General features: G+C 70.5%; 13 protein-coding genes. 11 read left to right on the top strand and 2 right to left on the bottom strand.

What is annotated here, in order from left to right:
• The first annotated feature begins 43 nt into the window (after window positions 1–43).
• The 9 genes from ABZT18_RS01950 (at window position 44) to ABZT18_RS01910 (ending at window position 12119) form a co-directional block, all read left to right on the top strand.
• The gene (locus tag ABZT18_RS01950) at window positions 44–529 is read left to right on the top strand and encodes a Na(+)/H(+) antiporter subunit C (RefSeq protein ID WP_354993245.1); all 486 of its coding nucleotides are present in this window, start codon (window positions 44–46) and stop codon (window positions 527–529) included.
• Window positions 529–2034, top strand: a complete 1506-nt coding sequence (locus tag ABZT18_RS01945) for a Na+/H+ antiporter subunit D (protein WP_354993246.1) — start codon at window positions 529–531, stop codon at window positions 2032–2034. The genes ABZT18_RS01950 and ABZT18_RS01945 overlap by 1 nt, the downstream gene beginning before the upstream one ends.
• Entirely contained in the window at window positions 2031–2642 is a 612-nt protein-coding gene (locus tag ABZT18_RS01940; RefSeq protein ID WP_354993247.1) for a Na+/H+ antiporter subunit E, read from the top strand. Before ABZT18_RS01945 ends, ABZT18_RS01940 begins: the two co-directional genes overlap by 4 nt.
• Window positions 2639–2902 (top strand): monovalent cation/H+ antiporter complex subunit F, encoded by a 264-nt coding sequence (locus tag ABZT18_RS01935; RefSeq protein ID WP_354993248.1) that lies wholly within the window; start codon window positions 2639–2641, stop codon window positions 2900–2902. Before ABZT18_RS01940 ends, ABZT18_RS01935 begins: the two co-directional genes overlap by 4 nt.
• Complete coding sequence (mnhG, locus tag ABZT18_RS01930; protein ID WP_354993590.1) at window positions 2902–3231, top strand: monovalent cation/H(+) antiporter subunit G; 330 nt, start codon at window positions 2902–2904, stop codon at window positions 3229–3231. Before ABZT18_RS01935 ends, mnhG begins: the two co-directional genes overlap by 1 nt.
• Before the next feature lie 189 nt (window positions 3232–3420).
• Window positions 3421–8439, top strand: a complete 5019-nt coding sequence (locus ABZT18_RS01925) for a fibronectin type III domain-containing protein (RefSeq protein ID WP_354993249.1) — start codon at window positions 3421–3423, stop codon at window positions 8437–8439.
• 221 nt (window positions 8440–8660) lie between these two features.
• Complete coding sequence (locus tag ABZT18_RS01920) at window positions 8661–10016, top strand: hemolysin family protein (protein WP_354993250.1); 1356 nt, start codon at window positions 8661–8663, stop codon at window positions 10014–10016.
• A complete protein-coding gene (locus ABZT18_RS01915; protein ID WP_354993251.1) occupies window positions 10013–11077 on the top strand; it encodes a hemolysin family protein in 1065 nt (354 codons plus the stop codon). Before ABZT18_RS01920 ends, ABZT18_RS01915 begins: the two co-directional genes overlap by 4 nt.
• 112 nt (window positions 11078–11189) lie before the next feature.
• Window positions 11190–12119 carry a sporulation protein gene (locus ABZT18_RS01910; protein ID WP_354993252.1) on the top strand — a complete coding sequence of 310 codons (930 nt, stop codon included), beginning with the start codon at window positions 11190–11192 and terminating at the stop codon, window positions 12117–12119.
• Window positions 12120–12126: 7 nt separating this feature from the next.
• Here the strand turns inward: ABZT18_RS01910 and leuE are convergent, their stop codons facing one another.
• Window positions 12127–12798 (bottom strand): leucine efflux protein LeuE, encoded by a 672-nt coding sequence (gene leuE / locus ABZT18_RS01905; RefSeq protein ID WP_354993591.1) that lies wholly within the window; start codon window positions 12796–12798, stop codon window positions 12127–12129.
• Entirely contained in the window at window positions 12798–14039 is a 1242-nt protein-coding gene (locus ABZT18_RS01900; protein ID WP_354993253.1) for a bifunctional pyridoxamine 5'-phosphate oxidase family protein/GNAT family N-acetyltransferase, read from the bottom strand. The genes leuE and ABZT18_RS01900 overlap by 1 nt, the downstream gene beginning before the upstream one ends.
• 34 nt (window positions 14040–14073) lie before the next feature.
• On the opposite strand from ABZT18_RS01900, the gene ABZT18_RS01895 reads away from it, so the two are divergent.
• Window positions 14074–15414: an aminotransferase class I/II-fold pyridoxal phosphate-dependent enzyme gene (locus ABZT18_RS01895; RefSeq protein ID WP_354993254.1), complete on the top strand. Its 1341-nt coding sequence runs from the start codon at window positions 14074–14076 to the stop codon at window positions 15412–15414.
• A gap of 284 nt (window positions 15415–15698) precedes the next feature.
• Window positions 15699–16403: a UdgX family uracil-DNA binding protein gene (locus ABZT18_RS01890; protein ID WP_354993255.1), complete on the top strand. Its 705-nt coding sequence runs from the start codon at window positions 15699–15701 to the stop codon at window positions 16401–16403.
• The last annotated feature ends 42 nt before the right edge of the window (window positions 16404–16445 follow it).

Genomic DNA, 16445 nt, shown 5'->3' with positions numbered 1-16445 from the left:
GGAGTGAGCCGGGGTTGCGAGCCCCGCAGTCGCGAACAGAGGTATGGCAGTGACGGCGAGTGGCGCGGGACCGACGTTTGTGTTGGTGGTGGCTGTCGCGGTGCTGGTCAGTTGCGGGGTGATCCTGCTGCTGGAGCGCAGCCTGACCCGGATCCTGCTCGGTGTGATCCTGCTCGGCAACGGGGTCAACCTGTTGATCCTGTTGGGCGGTCGGCCCGGTGGGGCGCCCATCGTGGGCACGAGTCCGGTGGAGAAGATGAGCGACCCGTTGCCGCAGGCGATGGTGTTGACCGCCATCGTGATCACCTTCGGGTTGACCGCGTTCCTGCTCGCCGTGGCCTACCGGAGTTGGTATCTCACCGGTGACGACGAGGTGCCCGACGACCTGGAGGACCAGCAGATCATCCGCCGGGCCGCGCGCAACGAGGTGGGCGCCGCCGACCTCGGTGGTGAGGGCCCGGACGGCGACCCGGAGCAGGTCGATCCCGAGCCCGCCCGCCGCCGGCTACGACGCGCGGACGAGGCGTGATGCACGCGCTCGTGCCGCTGCCGGTGGTGGTGCCGCTGCTCGGGGCGGCGCTGACCCTGCTGCTGGCCGGGCAGCCCCGGATCCAGCGCGCGGTCAGCGTGCTCTGCCTGAGTGGCACCCTCGTCGTGGCGGTGCTGCTGCTGGTGCAGGCGTACCGGCATGGCCCGGTGGTGGTGGCGGTTGGCGGCTGGCCGGCGCCGGTCGGCATCGTGCTGGTCGCCGATCAACTCGCCGCGCTGATGCTGGTGGTCTCCTCGGCGGTGACCCTCTGCGTGCTGCTGTACTCGGTCGGCCAGGGTCGCAGCGAGACGAGCGAGACCACACCGGTGGTCATCTTCCACCCGACGTACCTGGTGCTCACCGCTGGCGTCACCAACGCGTTCCTCGCCGGCGACCTGTTCAACCTGTTCGTGGGCTTCGAGATCCTGCTGGCGGCGAGCTTCGTGCTGATCACGCTGGGGGGCACCGAGACCCGGATCCGAACCGGGTCGACGTACGTGGTGGTCAGCATCCTCTCCTCGATGATCTTCCTGACAGCGGTGGGTCTGGTGTACGCGGCCACCGGCACGCTCAACCTGGCCCAGCTCGCCCAGCGCCTCGACGACCTGCCTGGCAGCGTGCGACTGGCCCTGGAGTTGATGTTGCTGCTGGCCTTCGGGATCAAGGCGGCGGTCTTCCCGCTGTCGGCCTGGCTCCCGGACAGCTACCCCACCGCGCCGGCCCCGGTCACCGCCGTCTTCGCGGGTCTGCTCACCAAGGTGGGCGTCTACGCGATCATCCGCACCGAGACGTTGCTGTTCCCCGGTGGGCATGCCGACGGGCTGCTCATGGTCGTGGCGGGGCTGACCATGGTGATCGGCATCCTTGGCGCGGTGGCCCAGTCCGATCTGAAGCGGCTCCTCTCGTTCACCTTGGTCAGCCACATCGGCTACATGATTTTCGGGGTGGCGTTGAGCACCGTCGCCGGGCTCTCCGGCGCGATCTTCTACGTGGTGCACCACATCACCATCCAGACCACGTTGTTCCTGGTCGCTGGGCTGGTCGAGGAGCGGGCCGGCAGCACCGACCTGCGCCGCATCGGCGGGCTGGCCCGGGTGGCGCCGCTGCTCGGTGTGCTGTTCTTCGTCCCGGCCATGAACCTCGCCGGGGTGCCGCCGTTCTCCGGTTTCCTCGGCAAGCTCGGCCTGCTCCAGGCCGGGGTGGCGGTCGGCGGGCCGTTGCCCGGGGTGCTGGTCGCGGCCGGCACATTGACCAGCCTGCTCACCCTCTACGTGGCGTCCCGGGTATGGAACATCGCCTTCTGGCGGGCGCCCCGACTGGCTACCAGCGAGCAGGCCGTGCCGCTGCCGAGGCTGATGGTCGGGGCCACCGTGGCCCTGGTCGCCTTCGGGCTGGCGCTGACCGTGCTGGCCGGTCCGCTCTTCGACGTCACCGCCGACGCGGCGACCGACCTGCGTCTGCGCACCCCGTATGTACGTGCCGTGCTGCCGGGCGGCGTACCGTGACCGGCCCGCCCGAGACGACCCGGGGCGCCGCCGGACCGACCCCGTCGGGGCGCGGCCGGCTTGCGCGCCGCCGGGACCAGGCGGTGGCGCTCGGGTGGCTGGTGGTGGTCTGGAACCTGCTCTGGGGCGAGATCAACTGGGCCAACCTGATCGGCGGACTGCTGGTGGGCGGCGCGGTACTGGTCTTCTTTCCGCTGCCGGCGGTCAGCTTCGGCGGCCGGCTGCGGCTCTGGGCGCTGGTGGTGTTCGCGGGCCGGTTCGTCGCCGAGTTGGTCAGCGCGAGCCTGCACGTCGCCCGGATCGCCGTGCAGCCCGGGTACCGGCCGCGCGGGGCGATCATCGGGGTCCAGCTGCGGGTGACCACCGACCTGAACCTGGCGCTCACCGCTGAGGCGGTCTCGTTGGTGCCCGGCACGCTGATCCTCGAGGTGGACCGGGAATCCGGAACGCTCTACCTGCACGTGCTGGACACCCACGGGCCGACGGACCTGGAGGCGGCCCGGGAACGCACCCTCGCCGTCGAACGGCGGATCGTCCGTGCGGTGGGCTCCACCGCCGAACTGCGCCGCGTCGAGACCGACGCTTCCGAGAAGGGAACCCGCCCGTGACCACGTTCCTGGCCGTCGTCCTCACCGTTCTGCTGTCGGTGACCGCGTTCCTCGCGCTGACCCGCCTCTACCGGGGTCCGTCGCTGGTGGACCGGGTGATCGCCGCGGACATGCTGCTCGCCACCATGGTCGGCGCGGTGGGCGCCGAGGCGGCGGTCACCCGGCACGCCACCACCCTGCCCGTGCTGGTGGTGCTCTCTTTGCTCGGCTTCGTGGGCTCGGTGTCGCTGGTCCGCTTCGCCGTTCGGGAGCAGCAGTGATCGCGACGATCGCGGACTGGCTCGGTGCCGTCTGCTTGGTGGCCGGCGCGCTGCTCGGCCTGGCCGCCGGGATCGGCGTGCTGCGCTTCCCGGACGCGCTGTCGCGGATGCACGCGGCCACCAAGCCGCAGGTGCTCGGCGTGCTGCTGTTGCTGTTGGGCATCGCGTTGCGGCTGCGGTCTCCGGCGGATCTGGGCATGATCCTGCTGGTGGCGGTCTTCCAGTTGGCCACCGCGCCGGTCGCGGCGCAGATGATCGGGCGGGCCGCGTACCGCTCGGGGCGGATCGACCGCGATCTGCTCGACGCCGACGAACTGGCCGACCGCTGACCGCCGTCGGCGTCCCGCAGTTGGCCGCCGGTTCGTCCACCGCATCCTACGGCTACCAGGCATTCCGGAGCGATCTCTAGATCCAAGTCGACCAATCTCTAGATCCAAGCGGCTGTTTCCTTGCCCGAACGTCCGTTGCTGCTGCGCATTGACCGCTGTGACGATGTGCGCACACAACGGGGAGACAAAATGAATAGACATTCGCGGGTACGAACCCGTGTCGCTGCCGCGCTGGTCGCTGCGGTGACCATCGGCATGCTGGTCGGCATCCCGCCCCAGCCCGCCGCAGCCGCCCTGCCCGCTGGCGGGATGACGGCCGCCGCACTCAACACCGAGTTCAATTCGTACGGCGACACCGGCGGCAAGTGGACGAGTGGAGACAGCACCGTCTCCATCCCGCTTCCCGACGGCCGCAACGCCTGGTTCTTTTCGGACAGCCTGATCGGCACCGTCAACGCCGACCACACTCTGCCGAAGAACACCCCGATGGTGAACAACTCTTTGGTGGTGCAGGACGGAGCCGATCTCGTCCAGACGCTGCACGGCGGTACGGCCGCTGCGCCCACCTCCCTGGTCCGCCCGACCGACGGCAGTGCGGACAAGTACTGGCTCGGCGACGGCACGGTCGAGGGCGACGTGCTGCGGGTGGTGTACCAGCGGATGAAGAGCACAGGCACCGGGCCGCTGGACTTCGCGCAGCTCGACAGCGCCGTGGTCACGTTCGACCTGCCAGCGCTCACCGTGCGCAGCATTGTGGACCGCGGCTACGGTAACCGGGTCGCGTGGGGCTCCGCGGTGCTGGAGGACGGCGCGTTCACCTACATCTACGGCACCGAGGACGCCGGCCAGATGCGTTTCGCGCACCTTGCCCGGGTGCCGGCCGGCGGCCTCTCGGGTGCCTGGCAGTTCTGGACCGGCAGCGGCTGGTCCAATGCCGTGGGGGACTCGGCACGGGTGCTGTCCGGCGTCGGTGCGGGTTTCGGCGTGCAGAAGGTCGGCAGCAGCTACGTGCTGGTGACCCAGGAGAGCAACCTGATCTTCTCGGCCGACTTCGTGGCCTACACCGCGAGCTCACCCACCGGGCCTTTCGCCGGTCCGGTGCAGCTGTTCACCGCCCCGGAACCGGCCGCCATCGACGGCAGCTTCGTCTACGACTCCCGGGTGCACCCAGAGCTCGCACGCTCCGGCAAGCTGCTGGTGTCGTACAACGTCAACAGCTTCGTCCCCGACGCGGTCTACGCCGATGTGCGGAACTACCGGCCCCGGTTCGTGGAGGTCGACTGGCCGCGGCCGGTGCCCGACCCGAACGCGGTGCCCGCAGCGCCCACCGGAGTGGCGGCGCAGGCCGACAGCAGTGGCACCGTCAGCCTGAGCTGGCAGGCGCCGGCCGGCACCGGCCTCACCTATGAGGTCCACCAGCGGGACATGACGGCGGGGCAGACGCACTTCGCGCGGGCCTCCACCGGGGTCACCGGCAACTCCACCGACCTGAACGTGTTCTACCAGACGGGACACACCTACGAGTTCCGGATCGCGGCTCGCAATGCCGCTGGGACCGGGCCACTTTCCGCCGCCGTCGCGGCGACCGTCACCATCGGACCACCCGGGACGCCGACCGGTCTCACTGCGACCGCCACCGATGGTGGTGTCGTCACGCTCAACTGGAACACCGTTCCACAGGTGTGGCGTTACGAGGTCTACCGCCGTGACGTCACTGCCGGCGAGTCCGAGGGCGCCCGGCAGTGGGACTCGTCTCCGCAGGACACCACCCTTTCGCTGAACGGGTTGGAGAACGGCCACCAGTACGCCTTTCAGGTGGTGGCCGTACACGGCGGCGGCGAGTCGCCTCGGTCGGCCGAGGCGACCGCGACGGCCTTCTACAGCAGACCGCCGACGCCTACCGGGCTGACCGCCACCACCCAGGCCAGTGGCGAGATCAAGCTTCAGTGGACCCACGCCAACACGACTGACTGGTTCTACGTCTACCAGCGGGACGTGACCGCCGGCGAGACGGACTTCACGAGGCTGGAGTGGCCGGTCGACACCTGCTGCACCATGACCGCAGGTGGGTTGGCTGACGGGCACACCTACGAGTACCGGGTCGCCGCGCTTGGCAAGGGCGGTGAGTCGACGCTGTCCGCCGTCGCGACAGCGACGGCGCAACGACCCCTGCCGGCCACCCCAACCGGCCTGAGCGCAGCCGCGCAGCCGGACGGCAGCATCAAACTGACGTGGCAGCAGTCGCAGCCCGATGTCTGGTTCCTGGTGTACCAACGCGACGTCACGGCCGGCGAGGCCGGATTCACCAAGCTGGAGTGGCCGGTCACTGCCTGCTGCACCATGACGGCCGGCGGGCTCGAGGACGGTCACAGCTACGAGTACAAGGTCAGCGCGCTGAGCGACGCCGGTGAGTCTCCGGCGTCGGCAGTCGCCTCCGCGACCGCGGACATCGCGCCGCCCGCCGCCCCGACCAACCTGCGGGTCACTGCCGGGGACGGCCAGGCAGTGCTGACCTGGGACGGTGATGCCAAGAACTGGCACCTGGTGTACCTCCGCGACGTGACGGCCGGTGAAACGGTGTTCAGGCAGCTTGAGCTGCCGGTCACCACGTGCTGCACGATGACGGCCGGTTATCTCACCAACGGCCACCGGTACGAGTTCAAGATCACCGCCAGCGGATCGGGTGGGGAGGGCGCGGCGAGCACCGTCGTGCAGGTCACCCCGACCGCCCCGTTGCCGGCGGCCCCCAGCGGATTGACCGCGACCGCCCAGGCCGACGGCACCATCAAGCTTGCCTGGAACGCCCTCGCCCCCGACCTGTGGTACCAGGTCTATCTGCGCGACGTGACCGCGGGAGACAGCACCTTCACCAAGCTGGCCACGCCGGTCACCACCTGCTGCACCATGACCGCCGGTTACCTCGCCAACGGCCACTCGTACGAGTTCAAGATCGCCGCGATCAACTCGGGCGGCGAGGGGCCCACCGGAAACCTGGTGTCGGCGACGAGCAACCAGCCCCGCCCACCGGCCCCGACCAACCTGCGCGGCCAGCCTGCCGGCTCCGGCACCATCGAGCTGAACTGGGACGCCCCGGTGTCCGGCCTCCTCTACTGGGTCTACCAGCGCGACGTCACCGCCGGGCAGGCCACCTTCACCAAGTCCACCCTGCCCAGCGACAAGACCTCGGCGACCCGGGGCTACCTGGCCGACGGCCATGTGTACGAGTTCAAGGTGACCGGGGAGAGCCTGGGCGGGGAAGGTGCCGCCTCGGCGACCGTCCGCGTCACCGCCGTGGGCGGGGTGCCTCAGGCTCCGAGCGGGCTGAGTGCCGCTGCCGGGGATGGCAAGGTGACCCTGAGTTGGGCCGCCAGCCCGACCGGAGGGTCCTGGTACCAGGTCTACCTGCGCAACGTCAGCGCTGGACAGTCCTGGCAGAAGGTGGCGGCCCCGGTCACCACCTGCTGCACCATGACCGCCGGCTACCTCGCCAACGGCGACACCTACGAGTTCAAGGTGACCGCCATCAACGGGGCTGGAGAGTCCACGCCGACGGTGGTGGCCAGCGCGAAGCCCATGCCGCCGGTGCCGGCCGCGCCGTCCGGGCTTACCGCCAGCGCCGGGGACGGCAAGGTGGTGTTGCGCTGGACGGCCAGCCCGACCGCCAGCGTCTACTACGACGTCTATCTCCGCGACACCACTGCGGGCCAGTCCTGGCAGAAGGTCAAGCTGCCGGTGACGACCTGCTGCACCATGACCGCCGGCTACCTTGCCAACGGCCACCGCTACGAGTTCAAGGTGGCGGCCAGCAACATGGCCGGCCAGTCGGCGACCAGCAACGTCGCTGCGGCGACCCCCCTGCCGCCATTCCCGCAGGCCCCGTCCGGCCTGACCGCGAGTGCCGGCGACGGCAAGGTGACGCTGAACTGGACCGCCAGTGCCACGGCGAACGTGTACTACCTCGTGGAGTACCGCGCCGCCGGTGCCGCCAGTTGGACACGGGTGAAATTGCCGGTCACCCGGTGCTGCACCTTCGTCGCCGGCTACCTCGGCAATGGCACTACGTACGACTTCCGGGTACGGGCCACCAACCAGGCGGGGGACAGCGCTCCGAGCAACACCGCGTCGGCCCGGCCGATGCCACCGCTCCCGCAGGCGCCGTCGGGACTGACCGCAGCGGCCGGTGACGGCAAGGTGACGTTGACGTGGACGAAGAGTTCGACGCCCAACGTCTACTACCTGGTCGAGTACAAGACCAGCACATCGTCGACGTGGACCAAGCTCAAGCTGCCGGTCACCTCGTGTTGCACCTTCGTCGCCGGCTACCTGGGCAACGGCACCATGTACAACTTCCGAGTGCGGGCGACGAACATGTCCGGCGACAGCGCGGCCAGCAACATCGCCTCAGCCAAGCCCATGCCGCCGGTTCCGAAGGGTGTCTCCTACCTCTCGGCGGCTTCCAACGGGGTCAGCCAGGTGAACCTCAGCTGGACCGCGAGCAGCACATCCGGCGTGCTCTACTGGATGGAGTACCGAACTGCGGGGGATGTGCGTTGGATTCGCCTGCCGCTGCCTGCCTCCGGCACCACCGCCTCCCTGAAGTACGGCTTCTCGGACGGCGAGGTGCATGAGTTCCGGGTAATCGCCTTCAACATGTCAGGAACGAGCCCCTACTCCCCGTACGCCGACGTCGTGGTAAAGCGGTATGAATACGCCAGCAATCGGGCCAGAAATGACTTCAACGGCAGCAACCGCATTGCTACCCAGGTTTTGAAGGGTGGAAGCTGGTGTGACCCAGGGCAAGGGTCGCGGGTGTGCTACGGGCGTTCCCCAGGAGGGGACCAGCCGGCAACCGTCGGAGACTACTTCTTCTATGACAAAGACGAAAATCACTACCGGAACGCATTGAGGTGCGAGGCGTACAAGCGGGCAAACATTCGGTTCGACTCTGGACGCGACTATGCCGACCGCAAGGGCCCGGATCTCCCACGACACGAGGCCGTCCACTCGGACGCGTACGCACGGTATTTCTTCGCAGGCAACTTCCTGGCTGATTACGGAATTCAGTCGGCCCTGTCGCTAAAGACTACGGGAACGCCCTACCTGGCGAACAATTTCGAAAAGGAGGCCAACCTCTTCTGGGGCGGATACGTCGTCTGGTCCTCGGGTCGTCACTACGGTGGCAGCACCGAGTGCGGTCGGTGGTACTGATACCGCACAGCTGACGACGGGCAGGGGCCGGCCGCGGACGTGGGTCCGTGGCCGGCCCCCGGCCCGCCAGCCGGCCTGGCCGCCAACCCCCAGCGGGCGTACAGCCCGAGCCGATAAAATGGCGGCATGATCGACTCGTCTGCCCAGGAGGGCAGCAGTAGCCAGCCGGGTTGTGCCCGGCATCTTCCCGCCCCGACGACCCCGGGAGCCCTGAGCGACCCGTGTTGATCGTCGTTGGTCTCCTTCTCATTATCGTTCTCACCGCCGCCACCGGTTACTTCGTGGCGCAGGAGTTCGGCTACGTCGCCGTGGATCGGGGCAAGCTGCGCCAGCTCGCCGATGACGGTGACCCGGCGGCCGCCCGCGCCCTGACCGTCACCAGTCGGCTCTCCTTCATGCTCTCCGGTGCCCAACTCGGCATCACCGTCACCGCCCTGCTGGTCGGTTACGTCGCCGAGCCGTTCCTCGGCGGTGGCCTCGCCGAGCTACTCGGCGTGGCCGGCGTCAGCGAGGCGATCAGCCTGCCGCTGTCGGTGGCGTTGGCCCTGGTCATCGCCACCGTGGTGCAGATGGTCCTCGGTGAGCTGGCCCCGAAGAACCTTGCCATCGCGCGGGCCGAGTCGCTGGCCCGGGCCCTGAGCCGCTCCACCCTGATGTATCTGGCCGTCGCCGGGCCGCTGATCCGGCTCTTCGACCGCGCTTCGGTACGCCTGCTCCGCCGGTTCGGCATCGAGCCGATCGAGGAACTGCCCAGTGGCGCCACCCCGGCGGACCTGGAACAGATCATCGCCGAGTCCCGCGAGGAGGGCAGCCTGGACGCTGAGATGTCCACGCTGCTCGACCGAGGGCTGGATTTCCGCGAGCTGACTGCTGGCGAGGCCATGGTGCCCCGGGTCGACGTGCACACCGTACGCGCGCACGAGCCGGTCAGCCGGGTGGTCGAGCTGCTGGACACCGGCCACTCCCGCTTCCCGGTGCGCGGCCCGGACGGCGTCGACGACCTGATCGGCGTCGTTGGCATCGCCGACGTGCTCGGCGTACCGCCGGGGGAACGGGCGACCACCCCGGTGAGCGCGGTGGCGGGGCCGCCGCTGCTCGTACCGGAGACGTTGCCCCTGCCCACGGTGCTCGACCGGCTGCGGTCCGGGCACCGGCAGATGGCCTGTGTGGTCGACGAGTACGGGGGTTTCGCCGGCGTGATCACGCTGGAGGACATCGCCGAGGAGCTGGTCGGCCCGATTCGGGACGAGGACGACCCACCTGATCGGGCGCCGGCCCGGCAGGACGACGGGTCCTGGGTGGTGCCGGCCCGCTGGCGGATCGACGAGGTCGCCGACAGCACCGGCATCGCGCTGCCCGAGGCTCCGGAGTACGACACCCTCTCCGGGTTGGTGATGCGGGAGCTGGGCCGGGTGCCGGAGGTCGGTGACCGGCTGGAGATCAGCCTGCTGCCCGAGGGCGCAGACGGCGAGGACAACGACGCGGAGCCCCGGGCGCTGGTCGAGGTGCTGGCCGTGGACCGGCACGTGGCCGACTCGGTGCGGCTGCAGCTGACCAAACCGGGGGTGACCGCATGAGCCCCGGAATCGCACTGTTCGTCTCGGTGGTCCTGCTGGCGCTGAACGGGTTCTTCGTGGCCGCCGAGTTCGCCCTGGTGGCCAGCAAGCGGTACCGCCTGGAGCAGGCCGCCGCCAACGGCGGTCGGGCGGCGCGGGCGGCGTTGGACGGCGTCCGCGAGTTGTCGCTGATGTTGGCCGGCGCGCAGCTCGGCATCACGCTGTGCACCCTGGGTCTCGGCGCGCTGGCCGAGCCAGCGATCGAGCACCTGCTCAGCCCATTGCTGCACGCGGTGGGCCTGCCGGACGCGGCCAGTCACGTGGTCGCCCTGGTCTTCGCCCTCGGGGTGGTCACCTTCCTGCACCTGGTGGTGGGGGAGATGGCGCCGAAGTCGTGGGCGATCACCGACGCGGAGCGCTCGGCGACGCTGCTCGCGTTGCCGTTCCGCGCCTTCGCCCGGGTGGCCCGGCCGGTGCTCTCCGCGCTCAACGCCCTGGCCAACGCGATCCTGCGGCTGTTCGGGGTCAACCAGCAGGATCAGCTCGCCCAGGTGCACGGCCCGGACGAGCTCAGGATCCTGCTGGAGCAGTCCCGTGAGCACGGGCTGGTTGGCGCCGAGCAGCACCAGTTGCTGACCAGCATGCTGGAGTTGCAGGGCACGTCGGTGGCGCAGGTGATGGAACCGTTCGCCACCATGGTCACCGTCCGTCGGGACGAACCGGCCGAGCGGATCGAGGAGGTCAGCCGGCACAGCGGTCGGTCCCGGCTCGCGGTGCTGGACGAGGCGGGCGACGTCTGCGGTCTGGTGCACGTCCGGGAGGCGGTGCGGGTGGTCACCACTGGCCGCGTCGCCACCGCCGGGGAGCTGATGACTCCCGCGTTCACCCTGCCCGCCACGTCCTCGGTCACCGAGGCGGTGGCAGCGATGCGGGCCCGGCAGTCGCAGCTCGCGTTGGTGCGCAACGGCGGTGGTCCGGCCCGACCGATCGGTTTCGTGGCCCTGGAGGACCTCCTGGAAGAGGTCATCGGGGAGTTCGACGACGAGACCGACACGGTGCCGCGCGGGCGGCGGTTGCGATGAACCGGAGGGGTGGTCCCTCTTCACGGAAGTCGAGGTGACCACCCGCGAGGTCCGCCAGAGTTGAGGTGTGGCCTCGTTGGGGGGCCGGGCGTGGCCTGTGGTGGGGGGCGCGGTGCGGCTGACGGGGGTGTCCCGGGAGTCCGGCTGGACCGGGCTGTCCGTGCAGACCACTCTCCCCAACCCCAGCACCCGGCCGGGCCTGCGCCTGCCGGGGCGGGTGACCCTCGCGGCCGGGCCGGAGGACGTGCTGGTTCGGCACATCCGGCTCGGCCTGGTCACCACGGTCGAGCCGGATGACCCGGGCGCTCCCCGGCGTCTCATGCAGTTCCACCAGCTGCCGATCGCCGGCCGGTTCGTCGTACCGGCCGGCCGGCGACGGGCGGTCGACTTCGCGTTGCCACTGCCCTGGGAGACCCCGGTGACCATCTTCGGCGGGGTGCCGCTGCTGAGTTTGCGGATGGGTCTGCGTACCGAGGTGTCCGTCGACCCGGATCTGGACCAGGGGGCCATGGTGCCGGTCTTCGTGCACCCGATCCCCACCCAGCAGCACGTGTTGGCGGCGCTGGACACGTTGGGTTTCATGATCCGCCAGGCCGGGTTGCAGGAGGGCGGGCTGCCCGGGGTGGAGCACACCCTGCCGCTGCACCAGCGCTGGGGCTACTGGGTGGGGCCGCTCTACGCCGGCCCGATCACCGAGCTGGAGGTGATCTTCGTGACGAACTCGGCGGGCCTGGAGGCGATCCTCTGGATGGATCGCCGGCTGGCATTGGCCGGGATCACCCACCAGAGCATCAGTCGGTTCCGGATCTGGCACGCCGACGCCGACCGGCGGGACTGGGTCGCCACCGTGGACGGCTGGATACGACAGGCGATCAACCGGCACGCCGCGGCGGCCGCGCACGCTGACTGGTCTGCGCAGATCGGGGGGTCCGCACACGTCAGCCGCCACCCCGACGAGCCGATCCGGCCCGGCTACGGCCTCGGCGGCACCGCCGGTGGAGCCGGCGTCGGTGGCGGCGGCTCCGGCGGTGACGGCACCTGACCCTGGGTCAGCCGGCGCTGGCGGTGGCGAGCTTGAAGCTGAAGGCGAGGAAGAGGGCGGCGATCGCGGTGGTGCCACCGACGGCCAGTCGACGGCGTTCGCGGAACTGCGCGGCCAGGAAGGTGCCCGCAAAGATCAACGCGGTCAGGTAGAGCGCACTGGTCACCTGGGCGATCAGCCCCAGCAGCAGGAACGACAGCGCCGGCCAGGCGTAGCCGGGGTCGACGAACTGGATGAAGAACGAGATGAAGAACAGGATCGCCTTCGGGTTCAGCAGGCTGATCACCAGCGCCTTGCGGAACGGGCTGCGCATCGCCTCCGGCTCCGCGGCGTCGATGAGCCGCGGCGTGTTCGGGTCGTTGCGGTCGCGCCAGCGCCGCCAGGCGCCGAGCAGCATGGTCACCCCGACATAACCGAGGTACGCGGCACCGGCGTACTTGATCACCATGAACACCGGCGGGTACGCCTTGAGCAGCGACGCCACCCCGGCGGCGGAGAGGAACATCAGCACCCAGTCGCCGACGAACACCCCGCCCGCGGCCCGGTAACCGGTCGCCACGCCCCGCTTGGCCGCGGTGGAGAGCACGAAGAGTGAGTTCGGCCCGGGCAGCATGATGATGGCCACGGTGCCCAGCACGTACGTCCAGATGTCGGTGATTCCCAGCACGCCCGCCATCATCACGCCACCGGTGCCGTCCGCAGAAGTCTTTCCCGGAGCCTGAGCTGTGCGTTCGGCCACTCGTCGACGGTCATCGCGTACTGCACGGTGTCCCGCCAGGAGCCGTCCGGGCGTTGCCGGTGCATCCGCAGCACCCCTTCGCGGGTCGCGCCGAGACGTTCGATGGCTACCTGGGAGCGAACGTTGCGGATGTCGGTGTGCCAGACCACCCGTACCGCGCCCAGGTCGTCGAAGGCCCGGCTGAGCAGCAGCAGCTTCGCCTCGGTGTTGATTCCGGTGCGCCACCAGGGCCGTCCGAGGAAGGTGTGCCCGATTGCGACCGATCTCCGTTCCGGGTCGATCTCGTAGTAGGACGTGGTGCCGACCACCGCCCCGGTCGCCGCGCACCGCTGCACCCAGGCCACCCGCTCGCCGCGGTGTTGGGCGGCCAGGGCGGCACCGACCACCTCGGCGGTCCCGGCGGGCGCGGTGGGCAGCGTGACGCTGAGGTGCTGCCACACCTCCGCGTCCGCGGTGGCGGCGTGCAGCTCGTCGGCGTGCGCCAACTCCAGCGGCTCCAGTCGGACCTGCTCGCCGCGCAGCGACACCGGGTCGTGCCAGGGCGTGCGGGCTTCCCGCAGGTACGCCGGCAGCGGTGCGGTGACCCCGGCGTCCGGCTCGGGCGGCGCGGCGGTCAGCCGCAGCGGCAGCACGCCGGCCCAGTGCGGCAGGTGCAGGTCGGCCTCGTCCTCGCGGACCCCACCGCTGCGGGCCCGGACGGACACCTCGCTCAGTGGCAGCGCCAGCACGGCGGTCTCGGCCAGCTCGCGCCGACTGGGTGGGCGGGTGTCCGTGCTGCGTCCCGAGCCGACCTTCTCGACCAGCGCGGTGAGCATGGCGAGCTTCTCCCGCTCGTCGGTGACCAGTCGGGCGGTGCCCAACGCGACCACCGAGCGGTAGTTGGCGCTGTGGTGGAACTGGGAGCGGGCATAGACCAGCCCGTCGAGCAGGGTCACCGCGACGCAGACCGGCAGCCCGTCACCCCGGGCGGCGAGCAGCGGCCGGCTGCCGGTGGAGCCGTGCAGGTAGAGCGTGTCGCCGATGCGGACGTGCAGGGTGGGCAGCACCCGTGGCTGGCCGTCGACGGTGAAACCGAGCGCGCAGTCGTACGCCTCGTCGAGCACGGCGTGGGCGGCGGCCCGGTCGTAGCTCATCCTGTCGCGTGAACGGTTGGGTGTGGTCCGGGCGGTGGGTGGATACATGCTCGCCCCTTTGTTCTAGTACAATCTCTTGTTTGTGTCAGCACGCTATCAGGTCACCGGTACGACAGCCGTCGAGATTTCGGCCAGCATCGAGTCGGGCATCCGTACGGGCGCCCTGTCCCCGGGGGCAGCCCTGCCGCCGGTGCGGGCACTCGCCGGGGAGTTGGGCGTCAGCCCCGCCACCGTCGCCCGCGCCTACCAGGAGCTGCGGCAGCGCGGCCTGCTCGCCACGGCTGGGCGGCACGGCACCCGCGTACGCCCGCGCCCGCCGGTGGCCGCCCGCCGTTCCGCGCTGCGCCCGCCGCCGTTGCCCGGTGCTCGGGACCTGTCCCGGGGCGAACCCGATCCTCGGCTGCTTCCCCCGCTCGGCCCGCACCTCGCGGCGCTCGCCGCCAACCTTGGCCCGTCGGTCGGCTACTCCGACGCTGGCGTGCTGCCCGAGCTGGCTGAGGCGGCGCGCGCCCGGCTGAGCGCTGACGGCGTACCGGCCGGGGAGCTCACCCTCACCGGTGGCGCGCTGGACGGCATCGAGCGGCTGCTCGGCGCCCACCTACGCCCCGGCGATGCGGTGGCGGTGGAGGACCCGGGCTGGGCCAACCTGCTCGACCTGGTCGCCGCGCTCGGGCTGCGCCCGATCGGCGTACCGCTGGACGACGAGGGGCCGCTGGTGGCAGGGGTGGCCGCCGCCCTCGCCGCCGGAGCGCGGGCGCTGGTGGTCACCAGCCGAGCGCAGAACCCCACCGGCGCCGCCGTCTCCGCCGCCCGCGCCGAGGAGCTACGGGCGCTGCTCGCCGGCCGGCGCGACCTGCTGTTGATCGAGGACGACCACGCCGCCGAACTGGCCCGCGTACCCCTGCATTCCCTGGCCGGGACGACCGAGAGCTGGGCCTTCGTCCGGTCGGTGAGCAAGCCCTTCGGTCCGGACCTGCGGCTGGCCGTGCTGGTCGGCGACGAGACCACGGTGGCACGGGTGACCGGCCGTACGCGGGTCGGCGCCGGCTGGGTCTCCACCGTGCTGCAACGGCTGGTCCTCGCCCTGTGGCGGGACCCGTCGGCCACCGAGCTGGTCGAACGGGCGGCGCACAGCTACGAGCAGCGGCGCGACGGGCTGCTGGCCGCGCTCGCGGAACACGGCCTGACCGCGCACGGCCGCAGCGGCATCAACGTCTGGCTGCCGGTGGCCGATGAGACCAGCGCGGTCACCGCGCTACGCGACGCCGGCTGGGCGGTGGCCCCCGGCGTCCTCTACCGGATCGCCGCGCCACCCGCCCTCCGCATCACCGTCAGCCCCCTGACCACCGGCGACCTGGCCCCCCTGGCCGCCGCCCTGGCCCACGCCGCAAACCCCACCCCACCCTCCGGCTTCCACGCCTAACCCGCCGCCCCGCCCCGCGATCTTGCAGTTCGTGTCGGCACTATGCCCGGTTGGTCCAAATTGGTCCGGGCGGGAAGTGCAAGATCGCGATGATTCGGGGCGGGCGGGGTGGGTATGCGGGGCGCCGGAGGTGGGGTTATGGCTTCGAATGGGTCGCGTAAGGGTGTCTGGATCGCGGTGGCGGTGGCGATCATCATCATCGTCATCGTGCTGATCGCCATCGCTTCGGGTGGGGATGGCGGCGGTAACGGGTACTGACGCGACGGGGGTATATAACAGTCGGCATGGCCGAGCAGAGCGGGAGCGCCCCGGGCGCGCAGCGGTTCATCCCGCCCGACGCCGACACCATCGACGAGCTGCGTACCGCAGCCGACAGCTGTCGGGGCTGCGAGCTGTACCGGGACGCCTCGCAGACGGTCTTCGGCCGGGGCGACGAGAGCGCCCGGGTGGTGTTCGTCGGCGAGCAACCCGGTGACATGGAAGATCAAAAAGGCCTGCCCTTCGTCGGCCCCGCCGGTCGGCTGCTGCGCCGCGCTGTCGACGACGCCGGGCTGGACCCGGGTCAGCTCTATCTCACCAACTCCGTGAAGCACTTTCGTTTCGAGGTGCGCGGCAGGCGGCGGATCCACCAGACCCCGGACCAGGTGCACATCACCGCCTGCCGGCCCTGGCTGGTCGCCGAGTTCGCCCGGCTGCGTCCGGAGATCGTGGTGGTGCTCGGCGCGACCGCTGCCAAGGCGCTGCTCGGCCCGTCCTTCCGGGTCACCCGACAGCGGGGTGAGCTGCTGCCCTGGCCGGAGTCGGCCCAGCACCCGGAGGACTTCACCCAGGTGCCGATCGACAGCGCCGGCGCGGTGGCCGACGCGCCGACGGCACGGCTGCTGGCCACCATCCACCCCTCCGCTGTGCTGCGGGCCGACGACCAGGACAAGGCGTACGAGGGGCTGGTCGCCGATCTCACCGTCGTCACCCGTGCCCTGCCCGACTGACGCCAGGATCTTGTCCGTTCCCAGCTAACGGAAACTGTTCAA

Origin of the sequence: Micromonospora sp. NPDC005291 (genome assembly GCF_040607415.1) — a bacterium.
Taxonomy (GTDB): Bacteria; Actinomycetota; Actinomycetes; order Mycobacteriales; family Micromonosporaceae; genus Micromonospora.
Note: the sequence above shows the minus strand (reverse complement) of the source record. Positions and strands in the feature narration are given on the sequence as shown.